The sequence below is a fragment of the Dellaglioa sp. CoH-56-MRSF-13 genome, from assembly GCF_056782095.1.
In genome coordinates this window covers 13,039-39,544 of sequence record NZ_JBXAYC010000003.1, presented here as the reverse complement: position 1 = coordinate 39,544, position 26,506 = coordinate 13,039, and the positions used below count along the sequence as shown (strand labels likewise).

Here is a 26,506-nt window from a genome sequence, read left to right as displayed (position 1 = left end):
TATTGTAAGGAGGAATTGAGATGAAGAAGCCTTTACTTGTAATGACTAGTATCGTAATGGTTGCTTTATTAACAGCGTGTGGGCAACAAAAGTCACAGTCTGAGCAAACAAGTCAGCCAAAACAAGTATCCGTGTCAGATAAGAAAAAGGCGCAGTCGTCAAAAAAAGCAGATACAACTAAAAAGACGCATACTAAAGAAGTAAATCAACCAAAAAAAGAATCCGTGTCAGATAAGAAAAAAGCGCAGTCGTCAAAAAAAGTAAATACGATTAAAAAGACGCCTGCCAAAGAAGTAAATCAACCAAAACAGATGAATTTAGATCAAATTCAAGTCAGTGATTACAGCAGTATCGTCGGTCAGTGGCAAATTGTGAAGTTAGAAGCACGGGGACGCGACTTACCACTTGATGATGTTCAGCCGTTAAATATTACTAAAGATAGTCTAGTGTCATCATCTTCGTTTACATTAAATAAAGCTGGCTTAAAAGATCAGAATGGGCTGCATGCGACGAAATTTGAAGTTGCTAATAATATCTTAACCGCCAGCTTAAGTAATGCAAGTGATGTTTCTATTAATTGGTCCGTCATGTTCTATCCCAAAGGGACTAGTCACGAATATGGTGTTAATACTGGTGAAGAAACGAACAAGCAGAATCTGATTGTTGTTTGGTCAAGTAGTAACTCAGTGACCGCGGTTTACAGCCAAAGTTAATATATATATAAATAGAAGGTCTACAATATCTGTTGCCAGTGATAGAAAAATCTATCACTGGCAACAGATTTTTTTGTATGACACTAAAAAGAGTCTCCTATGACAAATAATACTAAGGTTTTACTAAATATGAAATTTGCTGAAAGCACTCCTTAATCCAGCAGTCATCGGAGTTTATGGTACTTTAGATTACCTTCAAAAATGCCTGACACCCCTGCAGAGTTCTCAACATAATCAAATTGTTAGCTACGGATGGCGGGCATCTCTATTAGGCTACTACGTTATTCTAGTGGCCAACTTTAAGAAACTAACAATGAATTGAAACATATTAAACGTAATGCCTACGATTTCAGTAATTTTAGGAAACACATTTTCTTTGTAATGAGGATTATGTACATAAAAAAGGCGTTGTCACAAAGTGACAACACCCTCCATAATATATTCACCAACAATAGTTGCAATAGAACCAAAAATATTCACCAGTGACAACTGCAATATACCAAAAAAAACACCTCACAAATTGCTTTGTGAAGTGCTTCAAAATATCGATATAAATATATATTAACGTTTTGAGAATTGGCTTGCTTTACGAGCTTTCTTAAGACCTGGTTTCTTACGTTCTTTCATACGAGGATCACGAGTAAGTAATCCTGCAGATTTAAGAGCTGCACGGAAATCTGGATCTACTGTAAGTAATGCGCGAGCAATACCATGGCGAACTGCGCCAGCTTGACCTGAGAAGCCACCACCATTAGCGTTAACTAAAACATCATAACTACCTAATGTTTCTGTAGCGTTAAATGGTTGTAAGACTACTTCACGTAAGTTAGCAAATGGAATGTAATCTTCAATTGCTTTGTTGTTGATAGTAATTTTACCAGTACCTGGTACTAAACGTACGCGAGCTACTGAGTTTTTACGACGACCTGTTCCTGAATATACGACTTGAGCCATTTCAATTGCCTCCTTAAATTAAGTTTGTAATATCTAAAGTTTCTGGTTGTTGTGCTTGTTGATCATGTTCTGCACCACGATATACGTGTAATTTCAATGCTTGTTCTTTACCAAGAGTACCTTTTGGAAGCATACCTTTAACAGAGAAAGCAATCAATTTTTCAGGATCGTTGGCACGGAAATCACCAGCAGTACGAGTTTTTAAACCACCTGGATGATCTGTATGATGTTGGTATAATTTTCTGTCAGCTTTGTGACCAGTTAAACCAACCTTTTCTGCATTGATAACAATAACGTTATCACCAGTATCCACATTAGGTGTGAATGTTGGTTTGTTTTTACCGCGTAAGATAGAAGCAACGACAGTTGATAAGCGACCTAAAGAAATATCAGTTGCATCAATAACATACCATTTACGTTCTATTTCGCCTTTTTTTGCTAAATAAGTTGTACGCACGATTGTTTCCTCCGTTTTTTCATGTTGTTTGTTTGACACTCAAATAAGTTTCCGGGGCCTATCAGTGGGGCAAACAATACCATTTATAATATTAACTATTAAAAGTCAATTTGTCAATCTAATTTATGGGCATCCCACAAATAAATAACACCTTTTCAGATTTAAAATTGCCTTAGTATTCATATTGTCAATAACTTCTATATTACCCTAATTCGTCCGGATAATAAACCTTTTTTAAATATAATCCACTCGCCGGAGCTGTTTCTCGAGCTTGTTGTCGATCCTTTACTTCATATAACCGTAAAATATCATGAACCGGACGCCGGCCGTTCCCTATTTCTAGGAGTGTAGCGACTAAAATTCGGACCATATTGTACAGAAAGCCATTTCCATAAAATTCAAAAATAATTTCATGGTTTTCTTTATCTTCTCTCACGGTTGCCTCATAAATCGTCCGAACGTGATCTGTAACCTGGCTACCTGCCGCCACGAAACTAGAAAAATCATGTTCGCCAACTAAATCAGGTAATGCTTCTTCAATTTTGGCGATATCTATCTTGTATTTATAATGACCCGTGTAGAAGCGTTTAAATGGGTCGGTAAATTCACCTTGAGAAACACGATACATATATCGTTTACCATGCGTACTATAGCGTGAATGAAAATCATCACTGACAAGTTCGGCTTTTTTAACTTGAACATCCAGTGGCAATAAACTGTTCAATGCTCTCATCATGCTAGTTTCCGGAATTTCATGCATGAAGTCAAAATGAAAAACCTGTCCTAAGGCATGAACGCCAGCATCTGTTCGGCCTGAACCATAAATTCTAACTGGTACTTCTGATTTACTCATAATTGTTACTGCTTTTTCTAAGACAGATTCAACCGTCCGTTGGTTTGGCTGCCTCTGAAACCCTGCAAAAGCTGCGCCATCATAAGCAACGGTAATTTTAAAACGTACTGACATATTTATTCATCCTTAATTTTTGAGGTAGACTAATGCAACGGTAACGATAGCGAATAAAACAAAAGCTAACGTATCAGCCGTCCGCCATTTTAAAATACGATACTTTGTTCGACCTTCTCCACCCTGGTAACCACGAGATTCCATGGCAATCGCTAAATCTTCGGCACGATTGAACGAACTTACAAATAGCGGAATTAACAACGGGATAATTGATTGCATTTGTTTAATTAGCGACCCTTGACCAAAGTTCACACCTCGAGCTCGTTGAGCGTTCATAATTTTTTCTGTCTCATCCATTAATGTAGGGACAAAACGTAACGCGATTGATAACATTAACGCAATTTCATAAACTGGAAATTTGATTGCTTTAAGTGGTTTTAATAAAGATTCAATCGCATCTGCTAGTTGGAGTGGTGCCGTTGACAACGTCAATAATGTTGACATAAAAATAATTAAAATAAATCGGCAAAAAATATATAATCCATTTGTCACACCAAATTGAGAAATTTTAAAAATCCCCCAATGCCAGTACATTTGGCCACCACTTGAAAATAGCATTTGCAAAGCAACCGTAAAGATAATCAGCCAAATTAATGGCCGGACACCTTTTAAAAAGAAACTCATATTAATTTTTGACGCTAAAATACATCCTAACGTAAAAACTAAAAGCATAGAAAAACTTTGCCAATTATTTGCCATAAAGATTATTCCAACAAAATAAAAACTCAAAACTAATTTAGCACGCGGATCCATGCGGTGAACGAGTGAATCACCCGCTATGTAACGTCCAAAAATCAACTTATTCATTAGCGTCATGACCTCCATTTTGGCTTAGCAGCGTGACGAGGTCGTCGGCTAATTCATTCTCTGTTAAAGGCATCTCCTTGAATTCAAAGCCTTTTTCAATTAATTTTTTTGAAAATAACGTTGTTGTTGGCACGTTCAAATGGTTACTTAATAAGAACTCTGGATCAGCAAAAACTTCTCTTGGTGTGCCCGATTTAATAATCGTTCCTTTTGACATGATAATAGCGTGATTCGCATAATTTGCCACATCATCCATCTGATGCGTTACGAGAATAATCGTCAAATTTTGTTCACGATGAAGTTCTTCGAACATTGCCATCATATCAACGCGACCTTTAGGATCTAATCCTGCTGTGGGTTCGTCTAAAACCAAGATTTTAGGTTCCATAGCCAGAATTCCAGCGATTGCTACGCGACGCATTTGACCACCAGAGAGGTCAAATGGTGATTGCTGATAGATATTCTCTGGTAATCCAACTAACTTCAACATTTTTGTCGCTATTTTCTCAGCTTCTTCATCTGTTTTACCAAAGTTTTTTGGCGCAAATGCCACATCTTTAATAACCGTTTCTTCAAACAATTGTGCTTCTGGAAATTGAAAAACGATGCCAACTTGTTTTCGTAAATCGTTTAACGTTTTATTGGCCGTTTCTGGTGTAATGATTTGATTCCCAATTGTAATTTTACCTTCAGTTGGTTTTAATAGGCCATTTAAATGTTGCAATAGGGTCGATTTACCAGAACCTGTATGTCCAACAATTGCTGTAAATGAGCCGTCCTCAATTTCAAGATTGATATTATGTAGCGCCCGACTTTCAAAAGGTGTCCCTTTTTGGTAGGTAAAGGCTACTTCGTTGAATTTAATTGCCATAACCAATCTACCATACCTTCCTCTGTCATATAGTCGTCCGGAATGTCAAAATGACGTTTTTTAAGCGCGACTTTTAAGCGTTCTGGATATGGAATATCTAATCCCATATCTACTAATTGTTCACCAAGTGCAAAAATTTCAGCAGGTGTGCCTTCTTTTACCAGCTCGCCTTTGTCCATAACCATAATTTTGTCAGCACTTGCCGCTTCATTAATATCATGCGTGATTGAAATAATTGTTAGCCCACGTTCTTCTTTGAGTTGATGTATTAGGCTCAAAACTTCGTCACGACCTTCTGGATCCAACATGCTAGTTGATTCATCCAAGATGATAACTTCTGGCCTTAGAGCGACAATTCCAGCGATTGCGACACGTTGTTTCTGTCCCCCAGATAGTCTAGCAGGTTCCTTGGCCGCAAACTCCCACATATCTACACGTTCAAGCGCGTCTCTGACTCGTTCTTGCATTTCTTTACGTTCTATTCCATTGTTTTCAAGTCCAAATGCAACGTCATCTTCAACAGTTGCTCCCACAAACTGGTTATCTGGGTTTTGAAAAACGATGCCAATCTTACGACGAATATCCCAGACCGTTTCTGGTGATAAAATAAGGCCATCTACTGTGATTTCACCTGATTGAGGTGCTAGCAAGCCATTAATATTTTTAGATAATGTACTTTTCCCACTACCGTTATGACCAATAATTGCAACCCAGTCACCTTTTTCAATCGTAAAGGACACATCTTTAAGTGCCATTTCACTCATTTCTTTTTGTGCTTCATATTGATAATTTAAATGATCAACTTTAATTAATTCAGTCATTGTTACTGTCCTCACAATTCACAAGATAACTTACGTTTTGCATTATATCACAGGCCAAAATGAACTCAGTGTATTTATACTTTTACTCTTTATAGTTGTCCTATCTATACAACATACATCTAAAATGCATTTTTTGTACTTTTAAGCTCTTAATTAACAATAAACAGCCATTTAGTCACACCTTTTTATATTGCGCTAAGAACTGCATTTTAAGCTAAATTTCTCTCACCATTTGATAATTAACTAGATTTTGTTGATGTCGATAATTATCTTATCTTTTTATAATTTTAAACCCATAATGTTCAAAAAAAGAGACAGCAGTTATTGAAGCCTCTACCGTTTGTACATTTATTTGTAATTCATTCCTTTGGTAATTTGTTAATTCTGTTAAAATAAGCGCTCCGATATGCTGTCGAATCATAGAACTCTCTACGTACAGCATATCAATATGTCCTGTTACTTCAAGGTTACCAAATCCTATGACCTTTAAATCTTTGATGGCAAGTAGCGTAAATGATTCACTTAATCGTTTATGCCATGCACTCAGATCTGGATTATTCTGCACCCACTCATTAATTTCTAGTTGTGAATAATCTTGTCGGTTAATCTCTTGAATTGTTTGGTTGAATAATGTCGTTATTTCCGATAAATATTTACTATCATAACGGTAAAGTTGTATTGAACTTTGTGCCATCACATTACCCCCTAAACAGATTAAGAATACTATTATCATACTAGGTTTTAGCACATAAAAAAAGGGTTCTGAACACATTATTAAAATGTGTTCAGAACCCTTTTTTCAGACCTCATTAGACAATAAAAAATCACTATGAAGGATGACCGGCAAATCACAAATGTGAAGAACCTTCAAACTAGACTAAGATTACTCCATCATCATAACGTTTGTTTTTAATCATCAATCAAAGTGAAAAATTATCTGTTAACGAATTATACTAATTCAATAATAACCATTTGTGCGGCATCGCCACGACGAGGCATTGTTTTCATAGTTCTAGTGTATCCACCATTACGTTCAGCGTAACGAGGAGCTACATCAGAAAATAATTTTTGTAATGCTGATTGAACAGTGACATCGTCACCATCTTCTTTCACGTCAGCAACTGTGTTTCTTACGAAAGCAGCAGCACGACGACGTGAAGCTAAATCACCACGTTTACCTAAAGAAATCATTTTATCGGCAGATTTGCGTACTTCTTTAGCGCGAGCTTCAGTAGTCACAATTCGTTCGTTGATAATAAGACTTGTTGTTAAATCACGTAACATTGCTTTACGTTGAGAACTTGTACGTCCTAATTTGCGGTAACTCATGAATAGTTTCCCTCCCTCTATATAATATTAGTCATCATGACGTAATGATAAATCAAGCGCAGCTAATTTAGCTTTAACTTCTTCCAATGATTTACGGCCCAAGTTACGGACTTTCATCATGTCAGCTTCGGATTTATTCGTTAATTCTTGAACCGTGTTGATTCCAGCACGTTTCAAACAATTGTATGAACGAACTGATAAATCAAGTTCTTCAATCGTCATTTCGAGCATTTTTTCTTTATGTGTTTCTTCTTTTTCAACCATAATTTCAGCATTTTTAGCTTCATCGGTTAAATCAACAAATAAAGTCAAATGCTCAGTTAAAATTTTAGCCGACAAACTAATGGCTTCGCTTGGTGTAATTGAACCATTAGTCCAAACATCAAGTGTCAATTTGTCATAATCATCTTTTTGACCAACACGTGTTTTTTCTACTTGGTAGTTCACACGTTCGATTGGGGTATAAATGGAGTCAATTGGTAATACGCCAATTGGCATATCTTCCGCTTTGTTTTGATCAGCAGATACGTATCCACGACCATTGCTAGCGTTCATGCGAACATGAAAAGATGCACCTTCTGCGACTGTACAAATGTACAAGTCGGGATTTAATACTTCAACATCACTGTTTACAATGATGTCACCGGCAGTAACCTCTGCGGGACCTTTCACATCAATTTCGATGGATTGGTCTTCATCAGCAGCTAACTTCAAAGCAACTTTCTTAATATTCAAGATAATTTGAGTAACATCTTCCAATACGCCTTCAATAGTTGAAAACTCATGTAAAACACCATCAATTTGAATATTAGTAATAGATGCGCCTGGTAAGGAAGATAATAGAATCCGACGAAGTGAATTACCTAATGTCGTACCATAACCGCGTTCAAGTGGTTCTACAACAAATTTACCATAGTTAGGACTTTCATCTATCTTATGAATATTTGGTTTTTCAAATTCAATCATTCTTATCTTTACCCCTTTCAAAACGTAACGTGTAATCTAGTGAAAACATTATGAAGTTCAACTCCGTAATGAATATTAATCCACGTTAAACACGACGGCGTTTTGGAGGACGACATCCATTATGAGGCACTGGAGTAACATCGCGAATTGCTGTTACTTCAAGACCAGTAGTTTGTAAAGCACGGATTGCGGCTTCACGGCCAGAACCAGGTCCTTTAACTGCTACTTCAACAGTCTTCATACCATTTTCCATTGAGCCTTTAGCTGCAGCTTCTGCTGCCATTTGTGCTGCGAATGGTGTAGATTTACGACTACCTCTAAAACCTAATGCACCAGCTGATGACCATGCAACAGCGTTACCGTTAACATCAGTAATCATAACAAGTGTATTGTTAAAAGTAGAATGAATATGTGCAACACCGGCTTCAATATGTTTTTTAACACGGCGTTTGCGAGAAACTTTCTTAGTTGCCATAAATAGTATTACCTCCTTAATCTAGTAATTATTTCTTGCGGCCTGCAATTGATGTAGCTGGGCCTTTACGTGTACGAGCGTTGTTTTTCGTGTTTTGTCCACGAACTGGTAAACCACGACGATGACGCATGCCTCGGTACGTTCCAATTTCTTGGAGACGTTTAATGTTTAAACTGATTTCGCGACGTAAGTCACCTTCAATTTTAAATTGATCAACAACTTTACGGATTGCATCCTCTTGGTCAGTTGTTAAATCACGAGTTCTAATATCTTCTGATACTTCTGCTTCTACCAAGATCTTAGCAGCAGTTGTATTACCGATTCCATAAATGTAAGTTAATGCTACCACGATTCTTTTATCACGTGGAATATCAATACCTGCAATACGAGCCATAACAATTACACCTCCTAATTTTTATTATCCTTGACGTTGTTTATGTTTTGGATTTGCGCTACAAATGATCATAACTCGACCTTTGCGCTTGATAACTTTACAATGTTCACACATTGGTTTTACTGATGGTCTTACTTTCATTGAATTATACCTCCTAAAAGTTTTTGAAGTACAATCTATTTAAAGCGATAAGTAATACGACCCTTACTTAAATCGTAAGGAGACATTTCAACCGTCACTTTATCACCAGGTAAAATACGAATATAATTCTTACGAATTTTACCAGAGACATGAGCTAAAATTTCATGATCATTTTCAAGTACAACTCGAAAAGTCGCATTGGGTAACGTTTCACGGACCGTACCCTCAATCTCAATTACTTCTTCTTTCGCCACGTAAATGTACCTCCTTAAAATCGTGTTTTAACTTTACATGTAAAAATGGCGAGAATTAGACACTCTCACCCGTTCTTATCAGGATATTATTACAAATATCCTCCTGAAAAGATAAACCGGAATTATTCTATCATACCGCTATCTCAGATGCAAGTTAGCCACTCCGGCACAATTACTTTGCAGCGGAATACTCAGATTACTTGAGATTGTTTAAAATCGTTTCAATATCTGCAAATACATCTTCAATATCGCGGTTACCATCTACTGTATACAATAGATGACGTTGTTCGTAAAAATCTAATAACGGTGTATTCATTTTGATGTTAACTTCTAAACGATTTTTAACCGTTTCAAGTTTGTCATCTTCACGTTGATAAAATTCATGTTGCCCACAGCGATCACATGTTCCTTCAACCTTTGTGGGGTTGAAGATTTTGTGATATGTAGCTCCACAATTACGACAAATGTAACGACCAGTTAAACGTTCGATTAGAGATTCAGGATCAACATGAATGTCAATGACTGCGTTAAGAGGTTTTCCAAGGTCCTTACCGATTTCGTCCAAGGCAACAGCTTGTGCCATATTTCTTGGAAACCCATCAAGCATGTAGCCATCTTGAATATCATCTTCAGCTAATCGTTCTTTGACAATGCCATTTGTGACTTCATCAGGAACAAGGTCACCACGATCGATATACTTTTTAGCTTCAAGTCCCATTGGTGTTTCATTTTTCATTGCTGCACGGAAGATGTCTCCCGTAGAGATATGAGCGATGTGGAAAGCGTCGACAATCTTTTCAGCTTGTGTTCCCTTACCTGCACCAGGTAAACCCATTAACATCAGGTTCATTTTAGTCATGAATATCCTCCTAATATGAGAAATGGTTAGGCATCAGCCTAACCTAATTCTCAGTTTAAAATTTGTTTTTTATCGATTATCTAATGAATCCGACGTACTTACGTTTCATCATCATACCCTCTAATTGACGAATAGTTTCAAGAGCAACCCCAACGACAATCAACAGACTAGTACCACCCAAACCAACTGATTCATCTAATCCGAACAAACTTGATGCTAATAATGGAATTAAAGCAACAAATCCTAAGAATAATGAACCAACAGTACTTAAACGCATTAATAATTTTGAAACATATTTTTCTGTTGCTTTACCAGGCCAAACACTTGGAATATAACTTCCTTGTTTTTGTAAATTCTCTGAGAGTTTCTCAGGATTTACCTGTACGAAAGCGTAGAAGAATGTGAACAAGACAATCAATACGGTATATAGGATGGCTCCGTATGTTGTTTGCATGTTGAAAACTTGACTTAATACTTTATACCAAGTCGTGTCCCCTTGTGAGCTTTGGAATGCCAAAAGCACAGTTTGGGGTGTTGCAATGAACGAACTCGCAAAAATAACGGGGATAACACCCGCAACGTTTACCTTAAGTGGCAGATATGAACTATCTGTCGCACCAGCAACACGTCTTGTGTATTGAATTGGAATCTTATAGTTAGCTTGTTGAACATATGTTACAAAAGTTACGATTGCAAAAATAATAACGAGCAAGATAACTATGAACAAGATGCCCCCCCAAAGATCACCTTTATCAGCTTGGAAAATTTGTTCATTGAAAATCTGTTTAATACCACCTGGAATACGAGAAACGATACCTGCCATGATTAACATGGAAACACCATTCCCAATACCACGTTCAGTAATCATATCACCTAACCAAGTCGTAAACATTGTTCCGGCTGTTAAAATAACGCCCAAAACAACATATGTTTGCGTACTTGGATTGTTAACCAAACCTAAACTACTTAATGAGTCTAACCCTGCGGTGATACCTACAGATTGAACAAATGCTAAGACAATTGTTAGGTAACGTGTAGCTTGATTCAATTTACGACGACCAACTTCACCTTGCTTACTCCATTCTACAAAACGAGGAACAATGTCCATTTGTAGTAATTGAATAACAATTTGAGCTGTAATGTAGGGTGAAACCCCCATTGCGAAAATTGAGTAATTAGTTAATCCACCACCACTAAAAGTGTTAAGAAGACTAACTAAGTTACTACTTGTTGCACTAGCAATTGCAGCATGGTTAATTCCAGGAACTGTTATAAAAGTACCTAAGCGAAAGACAATTAAAACGCATAAAGTGAAAAAAATCTTTTGACGGATTTCTTTCACAGCTAATGCATTTTTCATCACTTTAAGCATTAGATCACCTCTGTTTGACCACCGGCAGCTTCAATAGCTTCTTTAGCAGCAGCTGAGAATTTACCTGCTTTAACAGATAATTTCTTGTTAAGTTCGCCGGAAGCTAAAATTTTAATTCCTGATTTTTCGTTCTTAACAATACCTGATTCAACAAGTAATGCTGGTGTTACTTCAGCACCGTTTTCGAATTTGTTTAAGCTATCTAAATTGACAACTGCATATTCTTTACGGTTGAAGTTATTAAATCCACGTTTTGGCATACGACGGAATAAAGGCATTTGTCCACCTTCAAAACCTAAACGTACTTTACTACGGGCTTTTTGGCCTTTTTGACCACGTCCAGAAGTTTTACCATTACCTGAAGATGTTCCACGTCCGACACGGTTACGTACTGAGCGAGAACCTTCACTTGGTTTTAATTCATGTAATTTCATAGGGTTGGCACCTCCTTATTTTAAACTGCAAACAAGATGTTGATGTTATTTAACTTCTTCAACGTCCACTAAATGAGAAATCTTGGCGATAACGCCTCGTGTTACTGCGTCATTAGGACGAATAACAGAGCTGCTAATACGGTGTAAACCGAAAGCTTTAACGATTTCGCGTTGATTTTGAGGACGTCCGATGACACTGCGTTTTAATGTAATTTTTAAATCTGTCATGTTTTAGTCCTCCTAGTCAGCTAAGTGTTGAATAGAAACGCCACGTAATGCAGCAACTTCTTCAGCACTCTTCATTTTCTTTAAACCATCCATTGTTGCGCGAACAACGTTGATTGGTGTATTTGAGCCTAATGATTTACTTGTTACATCTGCTACTCCAGCAAGTTCCATAACGGCACGAACTGAACCACCAGCGGCAACTCCAGAACCTTCAACAGCTGGTTTAAGCATAATGCGTCCACCACTGTATTGACCGAGAACTTCGTGAGGAAGTGTCGTACCGACCATAGGTACTTCAATCAAGTTCTTTTTAGCATCTTCAACTGCTTTACGGATTGCTTCAGGAACTTCTTGAGCTTTACCTGTACCGAAGCCTACATGACCATTGTGATCACCGACAATAACTAATGCAGCAAAACGTAGACGACGTCCACCTTTTACAACTTTAGTAACACGGTTAATCGCAACAACACGATCTTCTAAATCTAAATGAGTTGGATCAATGAAAGTCATAAACTATTTCCTCCCTTTCTTAGAATTCTAATCCATTTTCACGAGCTGCTTCAGCTAAAGCAGCAACGCGTCCATGGTATAAGTATCCGCCACGATCAAAAACAACAGCTTTGATACCTTTGTCATTAGCACGTTTAGCAACTAATGCGCCAACAGCAGTAGCTTTTGCTACTTTACTGTCGCCAGTTACTTCACTATCAATTGTTGAGGCACTTGCTAGCGTTACACCCGCTACGTCATCAATTACTTGAGCGTAGATGTGGTTATTAGAACGGAATACGTTTAAGCGTGGGCACTCTGCAGTTCCAGAAATCTTGCCACGAACACGTAAATGACGTTTTGAACGTGTTTTATTTCTATCTGGTTTTGTAATCACAATTTTCACCTCTTGATTTTATTCAAAAACAAAGTAAGCAATGCTAAGCAGCATTATTTACCTGTTTTACCTTCTTTACGACGAACATATTCGCCAACGTAACGAATTCCTTTACCTTTATAAGGTTCTGGAGGACGAACGGCACGAATTTCTGCGGCAAGATCGCCAACTTCTTGTTTACTGATACCTGAAATAATAATACTTGTATTTGCAGGAACTTCAACAGTTAAGTTTTCGCGTTCTTCAAAATCCACTGGATGTGAATAACCAACATTTAATACTAATTTTTTCCCTTGTAATTGTGCACGATAACCAACACCAATCAACTCAAGTTCTTTTTTGAAACCTTCTGTAACACCAAGAACCATGTTGTTTACGTTGGCACGCATTGTACCATGTAAGGCACGAGTGCTTTTATCGTCACTTTCACGAGTAAATTTAACTGAAAGACCTTCAACATGCATTGTAATAGCACTAGAGAACTTACGAGTTAATTCACCTTTGGGGCCTTTTACTGTAACCATTTGACCTTCTTGTGTAACTTCTACACCAGCAGGAAGAACGATTTCTTTATAACCTATACGACTCACGCGAGTGACACCTCCTTACGAATTAATTGATTACCAGATGTATGCTAAGACTTCGCCACCAATTTGTTTGGCGCGTGCATCTTTATCTGTCATCACACCTTCTGATGTTGAGATAACTGCGATTCCTAAACCATTTAATACTTTAGGAACTGCATCAGCTTGAACGTACGTACGTAATCCTGGTTTTGAGATACGTTTAATACCAGAGATTACACGTTCGTTGTCTTTTCCAAATTTTAAAAATACACGGATAATACCTTGTTTGTCATCATCGATGTATTCGATATCACGTACGAAACCTTCATTTTTAAGGATTTCAGCGATATCACGTTTGATTTTTGAAGCAGGCACTTCTAAAGACTCATGCCGTACCATGTTTGCATTACGGATACGAGTTAAAAAGTCTGCGATCGGATCAGTCATGACCATTGAGTTTACCCTCCTTTAACTTGTCTTTTAGATTTACCAGCTAGCTTTTTTCATACCAGGAATTTGGCCTTTGTGAGCAAGGTCACGAAGACAAATACGGCATAATTTAAATTTACGATAAACAGAATGTGGGCGACCACAACGTTCGCAACGTGTATAAGCTTGTGTAGAGAATTTTGCTGGACGTTTGTTCTTTGCAATTAATGATTTTTTAGCCAAAGCTTTGTAACCTCCTTATTATTTAGAAAACGGCATACCTAATTGTGTGAGTAATTCTTTTGATTCCTCATCAGTATTAGCAGTTGTAACAATAACGATATCCATTCCACGAACTTTATCCACATCATCAAAATCGATTTCTGGGAAAATTAATTGTTCGCGAACACCTAAAGTATAGTTACCACGGCCATCAAAGGCTTTTTTGCTAACGCCACGGAAATCACGCACACGAGGTAATGAAACTGAAACTAATTTATCTAAGAAATCGTACATGCGTTCGCCACGTAAAGTAACTTTAGCACCGATTGGCATACCTTCACGTAAACGGAAGCCAGCAATTGATTTTTTAGCTTTTGTAACCAAAGGTTTTTGACCAGCGATTAAAGCTAATTCTTCAACAGCTTTATCTAAATTTTTAGCATTAGTAACAGCATCACCAACACCCATGTTGATAACAATTTTATCAACTTGAGGTGTTTGCATAATTGATGTGTAGTTAAATTTTTCCATCATAGATGGTGTAATTTCATTAGTGAACTTTTCTTTTAAACGGTTAGTCATGAAGAAAGTGTCCTCCTTTCAGTAGGTCTATTTAACAGTTTCACCTGATTTTTTAGAAACTCTAACTTTCTTGCCGTCTACAACTTTGAAGCCAACACGAGTTGGTTCGTTTGTAGATGGGTCGATAAGCATCACGTTTGAAACGTGAATTGGTGCTTCTATATCCACGATGCCACCTTGTGGATTCGAGTTACTAGGTTTTTGATGTTTTTTTGCAATATTCATGCCTTCAACAATCACACGGTCATCTTTAAGGAAAACTTTAGTAACAGTACCTTGTTTACCTTTATCTTTACCTGCAATTAATTGAACTTTATCACCAGTTTTGACGAACATTTAGCGCACCTCCTTGTTTTCCGATGGATTTCTTATAATACTTCGGGTGCTAAAGAAACAATCTTCATGAAATTGTTATCACGTAATTCACGTGCAACAGGTCCAAAGATACGTGTACCTTTAGGGCTTTTATCATCTTGGATGATAACGGCAGCATTTTCATCAAATTTGATGTATGAACCGTCAGCGCGATGAGCACCTGATTTTGTACGTACGATTACAGCTTTAACAACTTCACCTTTTTTGACAACACCACCTGGTGTTGCATGTTTAACAGTAGCAACAATAACGTCACCGATATTAGCAGTTTTACGCTTTGATCCACCTAAAACTTTAATAGTTAAGATTTCTTTTGCGCCTGAATTGTCGGCAATTTTTAAACGACTTTCTGTTTGTATCACAGTAAGTGTCCTCCTTTCGATAGCAAATTAGAAATACGAATGGCAATTATGCTTAAGCAATAACTGCTTTTTCAACGATATCTAATAAACGGAATCTCTTAGTTGCTGACAACGGACGAGTTTCCATAATTTGAACGATATCGCCGATTTTTGCTTCGTTATTTTCATCATGTGCATAGAATTTTTTAGAATAAGTCACACGTTTACCGTAGGTTTTGTGTGTCTTGTATGTTTCGATAAGAACACTAATCGTTTTATCCATTTTGTCGGATACAACGCGTCCTTGATAGACTTTACGTTGGTTACGAGTTTCACTCATGCGTAAATGGCCTCCCTTTCGTAATCTACTTGTTTAATTCTTGTTGGCGTAATGCCGTTTTAATACGAGCAATTGTTTTACGTACTTCACTTAAGCGTGCGGTATTTTCTAATTGACCGGTAGCTAATTGGAAGCGTAAGTTAAACAATTCATCTTTAAATTCTTGTTCTTTGGTAATCATTTCAGCAGTGGTTAATTCATTAATTTCCTTAGCCTTCATGTGATTCGCCACCTACTTCCTCACGTTTTACAATTTTAGTTCTCACTGGAAGTTTGTTTGATGCTAAGCGTAAAGCTTCGCGAGCAACTTCTTCGGGAACACCGGCAACTTCAAACATGATCTTTCCACGTTTAACTGGAGCTACCCATCCTTCAGGAGCACCTTTACCAGAACCCATTCGAACACCAATTGCTTTTGCAGTATATGATTTATGAGGGAAAATTTTAATCCATACTTTCCCACCACGTTTCATATGACGGTTAATAGCGACACGAGAAGCTTCGATTTGACGGTTAGTGATCCATGATGATTCAAGAGCCTGTAAACCGAATTCTCCAAAAGCGACTTCTTTGCCACCTTTAGCTTCCCCACGCATTTTACCACGGAATTCACGACGGAATTTTGTACGTTTAGGTACTAACATAGGTTATTTCCCTCCTTTCACAGCGTTTTTCTTAGCTGGTAAGATTTCACCACGGTAGATCCAGACTTTAACGCCTAATTTACCGTAAGTAGTCATTGCTTCAACCCAAGCGTAGTCAATATCTGCTCTTAAGGTATGTAATGGAACTGTACCATCTGAGTAGCTTTCAACACGAGACATATCAGCTCCGTTAAGACGGCCAGCAACTTGAACTTTGATACCTTTAGCACCAGAGCGCATTGTACGTTGCATAGCTTGTTTAACAGCACGACGGAATGCGACACGGTTTTCTAATTGTTCCGCAACGTTTTCGCCGACTAATTGAGCATCTAAATCAGGACGTTTGATTTCAACAATGTTGATATGCACACGTTTACCTGTTAAATCATTTAATTCTTTACGAAGTTTTTCAACTTCAGCTCCACCTTTACCGATAACCATACCAGGTTTAGCAGTATGGATTGAAACGTTAACACGTTTTGCAGCGCGTTCGATTTCAACGATAGAGACAGAAGCGTCGGTTAATTTTTCTTGAATGTATTTACGGATGTGTAAATCTTCATGAAGGTAGTTTGCAAAATCTTTTTCTGCATACCATTTTGAATCCCAATCACGAATGATACCTACACGTAATCCCGTTGGATTTATTTTTTGACCCACGCGTTATCCCTCCTTATTTTGTAGTTTCAGATACAACTACTGTAATGTGACTCGTACGTTTGTTAATTGGTGAAGCTGATCCTTTAGCACGAGGACGGAAACGTTTTAAAGTTGGTCCTTCGTTAGCAAAAATATCAGTAATAACTAAGTTTTCACCATCTAAATCAAAATTATTTTCTGCATTAGCTACAGCAGAAAGTAAAACTTTTTCAATGATTGGGCTTCCGGCTCTGGGAGTAAATCTCAAAATACCGATAGCTTCAGCAACACTTTTACCTCTGATAAGATCGATTACCAAGCGAGCTTTACGCGCTGGAATACGAACAGTTTTGGCGGTTGCTTTTGCTGATGTTACTTGTTCAGCCATGTGTATAACCTCCTTTATTTAACTGTAGTTTTCTTATCGTCAGATCCGTGACCACGGAAAGTACGTGTTGGAACAAATTCACCCAACTTATGACCAACCATATCTTCTTGCATAAAAACTGGAACGTGTTTACGTCCATCATATACAGCGATAGTTAGACCAATGAAGTTAGGGAAGATTGTTGAACGACGTGACCATGTTTTGATAACTGTTTTCTTTTCTTGATCAGTTTGTGCTTCGACCTTTTTCATCAAATGTTCATCGACGAATGGTCCTTTTTTTAGACTACGACTCAATGTGAATCCTCCTTCCGGAATATAGCTTAAGCAACAAGTAAATTATTTCTTGTTGCGTCCACGTACGATAAATTTGTCTGATTGGTTTTTCTTTGAACGTGTTTTGTAACCCATCGTCTTTTGACCCCAAGGAGACATAGGTGATGGACGACCAATTGGAGCTTTACCTTCACCACCACCATGAGGATGATCGTTAGGATTCATAACTGATCCACGAACTGTAGGACGTTTACCAGCCCAACGAGCACGACCAGCTTTACCAATTTTGATTAATTCATGTTGTTCGTTACCAACAGCACCGATAGATGCGCGACATGTTGATAAGATCATGCGAACTTCGCCTGATGTCAAACGAACAAGGACGTATTTACCTTCTTTACCAAGTAATTGTGCAGAAGCACCGGCTGAACGAGCAAGTTGTCCACCCTTACCTGGTTTTAATTCGACATTATGAATAATTGTACCAACTGGGATATCTTGAAGAGCTAATGCGTTACCAACCTTGATATCTGCTTCTTTACCAGATTGAACCATCATGCCAACTTCTAATCCTTTAGGAGCAATGATGTATGATTTGATACCATCAGTATATTGTAATAATGCAATATTAGCTGAACGGTTTGGATCATATTCAATTGCTTTAACAGTTGCTGTTACATTGTCTTTAACACGCTTGAAATCGATCAAACGGTATTGACGTTTATGACCACCACCACGGTGACGAACAGTAATGCGACCATAGTTATTACGGCCGGCAGTTCTGCTTTTTGATTCTAGTAATGATTTTTCAGGAGTTGATTTAGTAATTTCTGAGAAATCAGAACCAGTCATATTACGACGACCGTTAGTGGTTGGTTTGAATTTTTTAATTCCCACGTTGTTTTCCTCCTAGTTTACAAAATTTTAGATTATTCTTCGAATAATTGGATTTCTTTTGAGTCGGCAGTTAAAGTAACAATTGCTTTACGGCGTTTTTTAGTATAACCAGCATAGCGACCTTGACGTTTTAACTTACCTTTAACATTCATGATATTTACTTTTACAACTTTAACGCCAAAAATATCTTCAATAGCTTTTTTGACTTCAATTTTAGTTGCACGAGTATCAACGTCGAATGTGTAAACTTTGTTAGCCATTCTATCCATTGCTGCTTCGGTGATGACTGGGCGTAAGATAATATCTCTTGATTCCATTATGAAAGAGCCTCCTCTACTTGAGAAAGAGCTGCTTGAGTCATGACTAATTTATCATTGTTGATAACGTCAAGAACGTTAACACCTTTAGCTTCTACTACTGTAACATTTTGTAAGTTACGAGCTGCTAAAGCAACGAAATCATTGCCAGGTTCAAGAACTATTAATACTTTTTTGTTGATATCTAAGTTACTTAAAACTTCTTTGAAAGTTTTTGTCTTTGGTTGTTCGAAGCTAAGTGCATCGACCATAACCACGCTGTTATCCAATACTTTTTGTGAAAGTACTGATTTAAGAGCTAAACGGCGAACTTTTTTAGGTAATTTGTAACTGTATGAACGAGGAGTAGGGCCAAATACGACACCACCACCACGCCATTGTGGGCTACGGATAGATCCTTGACGAGCACGACCTGTACCTTTTTGGCGCCATGGTTTTCTACCACCACCTGAAACTGCACTTTTGTTTTTAACTGAATGAGTTCCTTGACGTAATGATGCACGTTGCATGATTACGGCGTCAAAAATGACATTGTCGTTAGGTTCGATTCCAAAAATAGCGTCGTTTAATTCAACTTCACCATTTTTAGTACCATCTTGTTTTAATAATGCGACTGTTGGCATTTTGAAATTCCTCCTTCCTGTTATTTAGCGTCTTTTGTGACGTTTTTAATTGTAACTAATGTTTTGTTTGCGCCTGGTACGTTACCTTTAATCAAGATAACATTACTATCAACGTCAACACGAATAATTTCCAAGTTTTGGACAGTTACGCGTTTGCCACCCATGCGACCTGGTAATCTCTTACCTTTGAATACACGGTTAATAACGGCACCCATTGAACCAGGACGACGATGATAACGAGAACCATGAGTCATAGGACCTCGTGATTGTCCCCAACGTTTGATATTTCCTTGGAAACCATGTCCCTTAGACGTACCCGTAACGTTAACGATATCGCCAGCTGAGAATGTATCAACTTTAATTTCGTCACCTACGTTATATTCTCCAAGCTCAACATCGTTAATTTCACGAACGAAGCGCTTAGGAGTAGTATTTGCTTTTGCTGCATGACCTTTAGCAGGTTTGTTTGTTAATACTTCGCGCATGTCTTGGTAACCTAATTGAATTGCTTCGTAACCATCGTTTTCAATTGTTTTCAATTGTAAAACAACGTTTGGCGTAGATTCAATCACTGTAACTGGTACCAATTCACCATTTTCAGTAAAAACTTGTGTCATACCTACTTTTTTTCCTAAGATTCCTTTTGTAGTCATGAGTACACCTCCAATATGTTTGTATTTTTATTTTTGTAACTCTGTTTTATAATTTGATTTCAATATCAACGCCACTAGGTAAGTCAAGTTTCATCAATGAATCAACTGTCTTAGGTGTTGGGTTAACGATATCAATCAAACGTTTATGTGTAAGCATTTCGAATTGTTCACGTGAATCTTTATGCTTATGTGGTGAACGTAAAACTGTGTATAATGTACGTTCTGTTGGCAATGGAATTGGTCCAGAAATTGTTGCCCCTGTTCTTTTTGCAGTTTCAACAATCTTGTCAGCAGATTGGTCTAAAATACGGTGTTCGTAAGCTTTTAAGCGAATACGAATTTTTTGTTTTGCCATTTTGTTCCCTCCTTCGTCTATTTTAAAAATAAGACTAGCTCCGTGTAAGTGACCGACACACCTTGCGTGGCAAAGCTGCCGGGCGTGTCGCAATCTTTCACATCTTAGCTCATTCTATGAAACCCTATCGCAGGGCGTAATACGCCATCTGTTTTTGGGTACTTATCTATACTACTAGAGATAAAGCCTTATGGCAAGTGCTTTCTTATTTTTTTTCAAAGTTTCTCATTATATAATCATAATTAACATTTTTAAAACTTTTTTTATTTTCCAAATGTTATTTTACCACAAAAAAAGAAGCTATCAACAAGTGATAACTTCTTTTATAATTCAGACCAACTAATTAATCAGTAGCTGTTCCGTTTTTCTTCATAATTTCTTCTTGGATTGATTTTGGTACAGCTTCGTAATGATCAAATGTCATTGTGAATGTACCACGTCCTTGTGTAGAAGAACGTAAAGTAGTTGCGTAACCGAACATACCTGAAAGAGGAACCATTGCGTTAACAACTTGTGCATTTCCGCGAGCTTCCATACCTTCAACACGTCCACGACGAGCAGTTACATGTCCCATAACATCACCTAAGTAATCTTCAGGAGCGACAACTTCAACTTTCATCATTGGTTCAAGAATAACAGCACCAGCACTCTTAGCAGCTTTTCTCAATGCCATTGAGGCAGCTACCTTAAATGCTGATTCGTTAGAATCGACATCATGATATGATCCATCATATAACTTAGCTTTAACATCAATAAGTGGGTAGCCTGCAAGAACACCATTTTGCATAGCTTCTCTCAAACCTTGTTCAACTGAAGGAATATATTCACGAGGAACAACCCCACCGACGATAGCGTCTTCGAATGCGAAACCGCCACCCTCTTCATTAGGTGAGAATTCAACTGTAACATCACCATATTGACCTTTACCACCAGATTGACGAACGAATTTACCTTGTGCAGAAACAGTTTTTGTAAATGTTTCACGGTAGGCAACTTGTGGTTCACCAACAGTAGCTTCAACGTTAAATTCACGTCTCATACGATCAACGATGATATCCAAATGCAATTCACCCATCCCAGCGATTAAAGTTTCACCAGTTTCAGGGTTAGTTTCAGCCTTGAATGAAGGATCTTCTTCTGCTAGTTTTTGTAAACCGATATCCATCTTATCTTGATCAGCTTTTGTTTTTGGTTCGATAGATACTTGGATAACTGGTTCAGGGAATTCCATTGATTCAAGGATTAATGGATGTTTTTCATCCGTTAATGAATCACCAGTTGTCGTATTTTTCAAACCAATAGCAGCAGCAATATCACCAGAGAATACTTCAGGAATTTCATTACGGTGATTTGAATGCATTTGAAGGATACGACCAACACGTTCACGCGTGTCTTTAGTAGAGTTCAAGACATAAGAACCAGCTTGTAATGTACCTGAGTAAACACGGAAGAATGTTAAACGACCAACGAAGGGATCCGTTGCAATTTTAAATGCTAAAGCAGCGAAATCTTTGTCATCACCGGCTGTGATTTCAACTTCTTCATCTGTTTTAGGATCTACTGCGTTATAAGGTTTAACATCTAAAGGAGATGGTAAGAAATCATTAACAGCATCCAACATCATTTGAACACCCTTGTTTTTAAATGCTGAACCAGCAAGAACTGGGTACATTTCAAGATTTAATGTTGCTTTACGGATAGCAGCTTTGATTTCATCTTTAGTAATTTCCACACCATCAAGATATTTTTCCATAAGCTTTTCATCAACATCAGCAACGGCTTCAACTAAAGCTTCGCGACGTTTTGTAGCTTCTTCTAAATATTCTTCAGGAACGTCAATACTTTCCCATGTAGCACCTAAATCTTCGTTATCATATAAATCGGCTTTCATTTCGATTAAATCAATAACACCTTCAAAATCATCTTCAGCACCAATTGGCATTTGGATAGGAACAGCATTTACTTGAAGACGATCTTTGATTGTGCCTACTGAGTAATCAAAATTAGCACCCATTTTATCCATCTTATTGATGAAAACGATACGAGGAACTGAATATGTTGTAGCTTGACGCCAAACGTTTTCAGTTTGTGGTTCAACACCAGATTGACCATCTAAAACAACAACGGCTCCATCTAAGACACGAAGTGAACGTTCAACTTCAATAGTGAAATCCACATGTCCTGGAGTATCGATGATATTAATACGATGTTCTTTCCATTCAGCAGTTGTTGCAGCTGATGTGATTGTGATACCACGTTCTTGTTCTTGTTCCATCCAATCCATTTGTGAAGCTCCTTCATGAGTTTCACCAATTTTATGAATTTTACCAGTATAGTATAAAATACGTTCAGTAGTTGTTGTCTTACCAGCATCGATATGAGCAACAATCCCGATATTACGCGTTTTTTCTAGTGGGAATTCGCGTTTATTTGCCATTTTGTAGTATCTCCTTTCGATTCTAAAATAGATTCAAAAAAATGACTACTATATCGATTATCAAAATCATATAATAGCCATTCTTTTATAAAATTACCAGCGGTAATGTGCGAATGCTTTATTAGCGTCAGCCATTTTATGTGTATCTTCACGTTTCTTAACTGATGCACCAGTATTGTTTGCTGCATCCATGATTTCTTTAGCTAAACGTTCTGGCATAGTATGTTCCCCACGTAAACGTGCGTAACTTACTAACCAACGTAAACCTAAAGTTGAACGACGATCAGGGCGAACTTCAATTGGCACTTGGTAGTTAGAACCACCGACACGGCGAGCTTTAACTTCAAGTACAGGCATGATGTTTTTCATAGCTTCATCAAAAACTTCATTAGGTTCGTTTCCTGTTTGTTCTTTAATCATTTCGAATGCATCATACAAGATCTTTGATGCAGTACCACGACGACCATCTAACATTAAACGGTTGATTAAACGTGTTACTAATTTAGAATTGTAAATTGGATCAGGCAATACTTCTCGTTTTGGAGCTGGGCCTTTTCTTGGCATCTAAATAACCTCCTTAGATTCTATTTTTATTAGAATAACTTTATTCTTATTTAGGTCTCTTTGCGCCGTATTTTGAACGACTTTGTTTACGATCAGCAACACCGGCTGTATCAAGAGCACCACGGATAACATGGTAACGTACCCCAGGTAAATCTTTTACACGGCCACCACGAATAAGAACAACACTATGTTCTTGCAAGTTATGTCCAATACCAGGAATGTAAGCTGTAACTTCAAGTAAGTTAGATAAACGCACACGCGCATATTTACGTAAAGCAGAGTTAGGCTTTTTAGGTGTCATTGTTCCGACACGAGTAGCAACCCCACGTTTTTGTGGTGCAGGATTATCTGTTTGAACTTTTTTGTAACTGTTATACCCGAAGTTTAATGCGGGTGCACCAGATTTTGAACCTTTAGAATTACGACCTTTACGAACTAATTGATTAATTGTTGGCATCTAAAGTTTCCTCCTTCCTTATTATAGGTTAATTGTTTTTTAAGTCCACACATCCAGGTGGTTCATTTTTTAATAATAAAAAATAACGTCCTAGACGTCTGTCTTATAATGCGCTGCTGTTATACAGAATCTCAACTATGTAGATGAATTAACTGTTCACAAAAAGCACCTTACACAGAATATCACGGTATTTAATATACGTCAATGGTATTTACACTAAAAAGCGTATTTTTTAATAGGAGGATTTAAATTATGTTAATTAGTTATTTATTTTTACTAGGTGCTTGCCTAGGTTCATTCATCACCTGCATTGCCACACGCTGTGCATTGAATCAGAATCAATTCAACAAAAGATCAATCTGCGACTATTGTGGTACAAAAATACCTTGGTTTGATCTAATTCCTATCTACGCTTATCTTAGATTACACGGACACTGTCGATTCTGCAAGGGAGAATTCCCAGCCTATTCATTTATTTTTGAATGTAGTTTGGCCGCCATGTTGCCCTTATCTTTCACTCAACTATCTCTTTTTGAATTTCTATTACTTATAACGTTCTTATTTTATTTAACTTTTCTATCAGCTATGGATTTCACTAACCGACTGATTTCTGGTCGCTTAACTATCGGTGGTGGAATACTATTCATCCTGTGGCATTATCTGTTATTTGGGTTTCCAGACTCACTAATAGCAATTAGCTTATTCAGTCTGTTTCTATTTGTCTTATGTTTTCAACAAAAGCTCGGCCTTGGCGATTTTATTTTACTGATTATCATTCAACTAACATTTGGTGTTCATTTTTGTTTGATTGCCACTCTTTTTGCTTGTATCAGCTCACTTATCTACTTTTTTACTGTAAAACAGAGTCGATATCAATTTTTCCCATTTGTCCCACATATAACGTTTGGCGTTTATATTACTATTGCGTTATCTTTCTTCATATAAATAAAAAAGCTAAGCAAATTTGCTTAGCTTTTACTTTAATCTTCGATTGCGTCATTCAAATGACCATAATTGAATAGAATATTTAAGATAACAGCCGACAGACTACCGACAACAAGTCCATTACCAAAAATGGTCTGGATTGTTAAGGGTAATGCTTGGAGTAATGCTGGTTGTACTGTTACACCAAGTCCTAAGCTGACCGAAATACCGATAATTAATAAATTACTATTACTACCTTCAACTTCGCGCAACATTTTAATACCTTGTGCACCAACCATACCGAACATAACTAACATAGCACCACCTAAAACGGCTGCTGGAATGACAGTTGCTGCTGCACCAATTTTAGGAAGTAACCCTAAAGCAATTAAAAAGAACGCTGAAAAATAAACAGGTTTCTTCGTTTTAATTCCTGATAGTTGCACAATTCCAACATTTTGTGAAAATGTCGAGTATGGGAACGTATTAAAGATACCACCTAAAACAGCTGCGATACCTTCAGCACGGTACCCTTTTTTTAAATCATCTTTTCTGATTGGACGACCAACGATATCTCCCAGCGCAAAAAATACACCAGTTGATTCAATCATAGTTGTTAACGCTGCTAATATCATAGTCACAATTGATGACCATTCAAATTTAGGGGCAGCAAACATAAAAACATGGGGTAATTGAAACCAATTAGCTTGGCTAACTGGGTCTAATGTTACTTTTCCCATAAATGAGGCAACGACCACACCAACTAAAATACCAATTAAGATACCCACTTGTTGAATGAATCCGCGGCCCCAAATGTTCAAGCCTAAAATAACGGCAATGGTTACACCTGCAACTATTAAGTTAGGGATACTACCAAATGATTTGGCTGTCACATCCCCACCGCCCATGTTGGTAAAGGCAACTGGAATTAACGTTAATCCGATTAACGTAATTAATGATCCTGTCACTACTGGTGGGAAGAATTTTCTAATGTTTGCAAAGAATCCCGAAATTAGAAATATAAAAATACCAGCAGCAATAATTGATCCATACATTGTTCCTAATCCAAAATGTTTTCCTACTGCAGTCAATGGTGCAACGTATTCAATCGCGCACCCAAGTACTACAGGTAAACCAATGCCAGTAAAACGTGTGCGTTTCAATTGTAATAATGTTGCAATCCCACACATGAAAATATCCATCGAAACTAAATAAGTAATTTGTTTTGTACTAAACCCAAGTGCAGCCCCAACTAATAATGGTACCAAAATGTCGCCTGAATACATGGCTAATAAATGCTGTAATCCTAATATTGCTGCTCTAAAATTTGATAAATTAGATTCATCCAAACTACTATTTTCTAATTCCGTGCTATTCTTCATTTGATCCTCCACATTATCTTTCACACTAATAAGTCGGATTTTCTATGGATTTCATGCCTAATACATGCTTGCTTTAACTCACATATAGTCCGGAATTTACGGCTCCGGGTAGAAACTAGCATCCATATCATGACATTATATAGGTGATCAGTATTTTTTATTGTA

General features: G+C 37.4%; 42 protein-coding genes and 1 riboswitch. Of the genes, 2 read left to right on the top strand and 40 right to left on the bottom strand.

The annotated features are described in order from the left end of the window. Nucleotides 1–20 precede the first annotated feature (20 nt). A complete protein-coding gene (locus AC1RP1_RS03955; RefSeq protein ID WP_481761609.1) occupies nucleotides 21–713 on the top strand; it encodes a DUF6287 domain-containing protein in 693 nt (230 codons plus the stop codon). 561 nt (nucleotides 714–1,274) lie between these two features. Here AC1RP1_RS03955 and rpsI read toward each other — a convergent pair. The 39 genes from rpsI to rpsL all read right to left on the bottom strand — a co-directional run bounded on the left by rpsI (nucleotide 1,275) and on the right by rpsL (nucleotide 24,035). Further along, nucleotides 1,275–1,667 carry a 30S ribosomal protein S9 gene (gene rpsI, locus AC1RP1_RS03950; RefSeq protein ID WP_409022038.1) on the bottom strand — a complete coding sequence of 131 codons (393 nt, stop codon included), beginning with the start codon at nucleotides 1,665–1,667 and terminating at the stop codon, nucleotides 1,275–1,277. Between the two features lie 13 nt (nucleotides 1,668–1,680). Then, nucleotides 1,681–2,124, bottom strand: coding sequence for a 50S ribosomal protein L13 (gene rplM, locus AC1RP1_RS03945; protein ID WP_057974611.1), 444 nt, complete (start codon nucleotides 2,122–2,124; stop codon nucleotides 1,681–1,683). A gap of 202 nt (nucleotides 2,125–2,326) precedes the next feature. Next, the gene (gene truA / locus AC1RP1_RS03940) at nucleotides 2,327–3,091 is read right to left on the bottom strand and encodes a tRNA pseudouridine(38-40) synthase TruA (protein WP_409022037.1); all 765 of its coding nucleotides are present in this window, start codon (nucleotides 3,089–3,091) and stop codon (nucleotides 2,327–2,329) included. A gap of 12 nt (nucleotides 3,092–3,103) precedes the next feature. Then, nucleotides 3,104–3,907 carry an energy-coupling factor transporter transmembrane component T family protein gene (locus tag AC1RP1_RS03935; protein ID WP_481761610.1) on the bottom strand — a complete coding sequence of 268 codons (804 nt, stop codon included), beginning with the start codon at nucleotides 3,905–3,907 and terminating at the stop codon, nucleotides 3,104–3,106. Continuing rightward, entirely contained in the window at nucleotides 3,891–4,769 is an 879-nt protein-coding gene (locus AC1RP1_RS03930; protein WP_481761611.1) for an energy-coupling factor ABC transporter ATP-binding protein, read from the bottom strand. Before AC1RP1_RS03930 ends, AC1RP1_RS03935 begins: the two co-directional genes overlap by 17 nt. Next, nucleotides 4,745–5,590, bottom strand: coding sequence for an energy-coupling factor ABC transporter ATP-binding protein (locus AC1RP1_RS03925; protein WP_481761612.1), 846 nt, complete (start codon nucleotides 5,588–5,590; stop codon nucleotides 4,745–4,747). The genes AC1RP1_RS03930 and AC1RP1_RS03925 overlap by 25 nt, the downstream gene beginning before the upstream one ends. Nucleotides 5,591–5,861: 271 nt before the next feature. Then, entirely contained in the window at nucleotides 5,862–6,284 is a 423-nt protein-coding gene (locus tag AC1RP1_RS03920) for a GNAT family N-acetyltransferase (protein ID WP_481761613.1), read from the bottom strand. 254 nt (nucleotides 6,285–6,538) lie between these two features. Next, a complete protein-coding gene (gene rplQ / locus AC1RP1_RS03915) occupies nucleotides 6,539–6,919 on the bottom strand; it encodes a 50S ribosomal protein L17 (RefSeq protein ID WP_057974617.1) in 381 nt (126 codons plus the stop codon). Nucleotides 6,920–6,946: 27 nt separating this feature from the next. Beyond that, complete coding sequence (locus AC1RP1_RS03910; protein ID WP_409022032.1) at nucleotides 6,947–7,885, bottom strand: DNA-directed RNA polymerase subunit alpha; 939 nt, start codon at nucleotides 7,883–7,885, stop codon at nucleotides 6,947–6,949. Between the two features lie 85 nt (nucleotides 7,886–7,970). Then, nucleotides 7,971–8,360: a 30S ribosomal protein S11 gene (gene rpsK, locus AC1RP1_RS03905; RefSeq protein ID WP_057974619.1), complete on the bottom strand. Its 390-nt coding sequence runs from the start codon at nucleotides 8,358–8,360 to the stop codon at nucleotides 7,971–7,973. Between the two features lie 28 nt (nucleotides 8,361–8,388). Beyond that, nucleotides 8,389–8,754 carry a 30S ribosomal protein S13 gene (rpsM, locus tag AC1RP1_RS03900; RefSeq protein WP_057974620.1) on the bottom strand — a complete coding sequence of 122 codons (366 nt, stop codon included), beginning with the start codon at nucleotides 8,752–8,754 and terminating at the stop codon, nucleotides 8,389–8,391. 24 nt (nucleotides 8,755–8,778) lie between these two features. Further along, complete coding sequence (gene rpmJ, locus AC1RP1_RS03895; protein WP_057756760.1) at nucleotides 8,779–8,895, bottom strand: 50S ribosomal protein L36; 117 nt, start codon at nucleotides 8,893–8,895, stop codon at nucleotides 8,779–8,781. A gap of 35 nt (nucleotides 8,896–8,930) precedes the next feature. Next, complete coding sequence (gene infA, locus AC1RP1_RS03890; protein ID WP_057974621.1) at nucleotides 8,931–9,149, bottom strand: translation initiation factor IF-1; 219 nt, start codon at nucleotides 9,147–9,149, stop codon at nucleotides 8,931–8,933. Between the two features lie 196 nt (nucleotides 9,150–9,345). Beyond that, the gene (locus AC1RP1_RS03885) at nucleotides 9,346–10,008 is read right to left on the bottom strand and encodes an adenylate kinase (RefSeq protein WP_481761614.1); all 663 of its coding nucleotides are present in this window, start codon (nucleotides 10,006–10,008) and stop codon (nucleotides 9,346–9,348) included. Nucleotides 10,009–10,084: 76 nt separating this feature from the next. After that, on the bottom strand, nucleotides 10,085–11,380 hold the full coding sequence (gene secY / locus AC1RP1_RS03880) for a preprotein translocase subunit SecY (RefSeq protein WP_409022030.1): 1,296 nt from the start codon (nucleotides 11,378–11,380) through the stop codon (nucleotides 10,085–10,087). Next, nucleotides 11,380–11,814, bottom strand: coding sequence for a 50S ribosomal protein L15 (gene rplO / locus AC1RP1_RS03875; protein ID WP_409022029.1), 435 nt, complete (start codon nucleotides 11,812–11,814; stop codon nucleotides 11,380–11,382). Before rplO ends, secY begins: the two co-directional genes overlap by 1 nt. Nucleotides 11,815–11,859: 45 nt before the next feature. Beyond that, the gene (gene rpmD / locus AC1RP1_RS03870; RefSeq protein WP_057974624.1) at nucleotides 11,860–12,042 is read right to left on the bottom strand and encodes a 50S ribosomal protein L30; all 183 of its coding nucleotides are present in this window, start codon (nucleotides 12,040–12,042) and stop codon (nucleotides 11,860–11,862) included. A gap of 12 nt (nucleotides 12,043–12,054) precedes the next feature. Then, the gene (gene rpsE / locus AC1RP1_RS03865) at nucleotides 12,055–12,555 is read right to left on the bottom strand and encodes a 30S ribosomal protein S5 (protein ID WP_409022028.1); all 501 of its coding nucleotides are present in this window, start codon (nucleotides 12,553–12,555) and stop codon (nucleotides 12,055–12,057) included. Between the two features lie 19 nt (nucleotides 12,556–12,574). Then, on the bottom strand, nucleotides 12,575–12,931 hold the full coding sequence (rplR, locus tag AC1RP1_RS03860; RefSeq protein ID WP_462298812.1) for a 50S ribosomal protein L18: 357 nt from the start codon (nucleotides 12,929–12,931) through the stop codon (nucleotides 12,575–12,577). Between the two features lie 53 nt (nucleotides 12,932–12,984). Further along, nucleotides 12,985–13,521 (bottom strand): 50S ribosomal protein L6, encoded by a 537-nt coding sequence (gene rplF, locus AC1RP1_RS03855; protein ID WP_481761615.1) that lies wholly within the window; start codon nucleotides 13,519–13,521, stop codon nucleotides 12,985–12,987. A 30-nt stretch (nucleotides 13,522–13,551) separates the two neighbouring features. Then, the gene (gene rpsH, locus AC1RP1_RS03850) at nucleotides 13,552–13,950 is read right to left on the bottom strand and encodes a 30S ribosomal protein S8 (RefSeq protein ID WP_057974628.1); all 399 of its coding nucleotides are present in this window, start codon (nucleotides 13,948–13,950) and stop codon (nucleotides 13,552–13,554) included. A gap of 33 nt (nucleotides 13,951–13,983) precedes the next feature. Continuing rightward, nucleotides 13,984–14,169, bottom strand: a complete 186-nt coding sequence (locus tag AC1RP1_RS03845; RefSeq protein ID WP_057974629.1) for a type Z 30S ribosomal protein S14 — start codon at nucleotides 14,167–14,169, stop codon at nucleotides 13,984–13,986. An 18-nt stretch (nucleotides 14,170–14,187) separates the two neighbouring features. Continuing rightward, a complete protein-coding gene (rplE, locus tag AC1RP1_RS03840; protein ID WP_409022025.1) occupies nucleotides 14,188–14,730 on the bottom strand; it encodes a 50S ribosomal protein L5 in 543 nt (180 codons plus the stop codon). A 27-nt stretch (nucleotides 14,731–14,757) separates the two neighbouring features. Then, entirely contained in the window at nucleotides 14,758–15,066 is a 309-nt protein-coding gene (gene rplX, locus AC1RP1_RS03835; RefSeq protein ID WP_409022024.1) for a 50S ribosomal protein L24, read from the bottom strand. A 32-nt stretch (nucleotides 15,067–15,098) separates the two neighbouring features. Next, entirely contained in the window at nucleotides 15,099–15,467 is a 369-nt protein-coding gene (rplN, locus tag AC1RP1_RS03830) for a 50S ribosomal protein L14 (protein ID WP_409022023.1), read from the bottom strand. Nucleotides 15,468–15,519: 52 nt separating this feature from the next. Then, nucleotides 15,520–15,786, bottom strand: coding sequence for a 30S ribosomal protein S17 (gene rpsQ, locus AC1RP1_RS03825; protein ID WP_057974633.1), 267 nt, complete (start codon nucleotides 15,784–15,786; stop codon nucleotides 15,520–15,522). Between the two features lie 25 nt (nucleotides 15,787–15,811). Beyond that, nucleotides 15,812–16,006, bottom strand: coding sequence for a 50S ribosomal protein L29 (rpmC, locus tag AC1RP1_RS03820; protein ID WP_057974634.1), 195 nt, complete (start codon nucleotides 16,004–16,006; stop codon nucleotides 15,812–15,814). Beyond that, nucleotides 15,996–16,430 (bottom strand): 50S ribosomal protein L16, encoded by a 435-nt coding sequence (gene rplP, locus AC1RP1_RS03815; protein ID WP_057974635.1) that lies wholly within the window; start codon nucleotides 16,428–16,430, stop codon nucleotides 15,996–15,998. Before rplP ends, rpmC begins: the two co-directional genes overlap by 11 nt. Before the next feature lie 3 nt (nucleotides 16,431–16,433). Beyond that, complete coding sequence (gene rpsC / locus AC1RP1_RS03810) at nucleotides 16,434–17,090, bottom strand: 30S ribosomal protein S3 (RefSeq protein WP_057974636.1); 657 nt, start codon at nucleotides 17,088–17,090, stop codon at nucleotides 16,434–16,436. Between the two features lie 13 nt (nucleotides 17,091–17,103). Beyond that, nucleotides 17,104–17,457, bottom strand: coding sequence for a 50S ribosomal protein L22 (gene rplV / locus AC1RP1_RS03805; RefSeq protein ID WP_409022022.1), 354 nt, complete (start codon nucleotides 17,455–17,457; stop codon nucleotides 17,104–17,106). Between the two features lie 14 nt (nucleotides 17,458–17,471). Then, the gene (gene rpsS / locus AC1RP1_RS03800; RefSeq protein WP_057974638.1) at nucleotides 17,472–17,753 is read right to left on the bottom strand and encodes a 30S ribosomal protein S19; all 282 of its coding nucleotides are present in this window, start codon (nucleotides 17,751–17,753) and stop codon (nucleotides 17,472–17,474) included. 42 nt (nucleotides 17,754–17,795) lie between these two features. Beyond that, nucleotides 17,796–18,629 carry a 50S ribosomal protein L2 gene (gene rplB / locus AC1RP1_RS03795; protein ID WP_409022021.1) on the bottom strand — a complete coding sequence of 278 codons (834 nt, stop codon included), beginning with the start codon at nucleotides 18,627–18,629 and terminating at the stop codon, nucleotides 17,796–17,798. 32 nt (nucleotides 18,630–18,661) lie between these two features. After that, nucleotides 18,662–18,946: a 50S ribosomal protein L23 gene (rplW, locus tag AC1RP1_RS03790; RefSeq protein ID WP_409022020.1), complete on the bottom strand. Its 285-nt coding sequence runs from the start codon at nucleotides 18,944–18,946 to the stop codon at nucleotides 18,662–18,664. Next, nucleotides 18,946–19,569, bottom strand: a complete 624-nt coding sequence (gene rplD / locus AC1RP1_RS03785; protein WP_409022019.1) for a 50S ribosomal protein L4 — start codon at nucleotides 19,567–19,569, stop codon at nucleotides 18,946–18,948. Before rplD ends, rplW begins: the two co-directional genes overlap by 1 nt. A 20-nt stretch (nucleotides 19,570–19,589) precedes the next feature. Then, entirely contained in the window at nucleotides 19,590–20,222 is a 633-nt protein-coding gene (gene rplC, locus AC1RP1_RS03780; RefSeq protein ID WP_481761616.1) for a 50S ribosomal protein L3, read from the bottom strand. A gap of 46 nt (nucleotides 20,223–20,268) precedes the next feature. Continuing rightward, nucleotides 20,269–20,577, bottom strand: coding sequence for a 30S ribosomal protein S10 (rpsJ, locus tag AC1RP1_RS03775; RefSeq protein WP_057974643.1), 309 nt, complete (start codon nucleotides 20,575–20,577; stop codon nucleotides 20,269–20,271). A 343-nt stretch (nucleotides 20,578–20,920) separates the two neighbouring features. Then, entirely contained in the window at nucleotides 20,921–23,014 is a 2,094-nt protein-coding gene (gene fusA / locus AC1RP1_RS03770) for an elongation factor G (protein WP_409022017.1), read from the bottom strand. A gap of 93 nt (nucleotides 23,015–23,107) precedes the next feature. Beyond that, nucleotides 23,108–23,578, bottom strand: coding sequence for a 30S ribosomal protein S7 (rpsG, locus tag AC1RP1_RS03765; protein WP_057974645.1), 471 nt, complete (start codon nucleotides 23,576–23,578; stop codon nucleotides 23,108–23,110). A 46-nt stretch (nucleotides 23,579–23,624) separates the two neighbouring features. Beyond that, nucleotides 23,625–24,035, bottom strand: a complete 411-nt coding sequence (rpsL, locus tag AC1RP1_RS03760; RefSeq protein WP_057974646.1) for a 30S ribosomal protein S12 — start codon at nucleotides 24,033–24,035, stop codon at nucleotides 23,625–23,627. Nucleotides 24,036–24,287: 252 nt separating this feature from the next. On the opposite strand from rpsL, the gene AC1RP1_RS03755 reads away from it, so the two are divergent. Continuing rightward, a complete protein-coding gene (locus AC1RP1_RS03755; RefSeq protein WP_481761617.1) occupies nucleotides 24,288–24,980 on the top strand; it encodes a prepilin peptidase in 693 nt (230 codons plus the stop codon). 35 nt (nucleotides 24,981–25,015) lie between these two features. Here AC1RP1_RS03755 and AC1RP1_RS03750 read toward each other — a convergent pair whose 3' ends face one another. Continuing rightward, complete coding sequence (locus AC1RP1_RS03750) at nucleotides 25,016–26,341, bottom strand: nucleobase:cation symporter-2 family protein (protein WP_481761618.1); 1,326 nt, start codon at nucleotides 26,339–26,341, stop codon at nucleotides 25,016–25,018. A 65-nt stretch (nucleotides 26,342–26,406) separates the two neighbouring features. Continuing rightward, nucleotides 26,407–26,504: riboswitch (purine riboswitch) on the bottom strand. Between the last annotated feature and the right edge of the window lie 2 nt (nucleotides 26,505–26,506).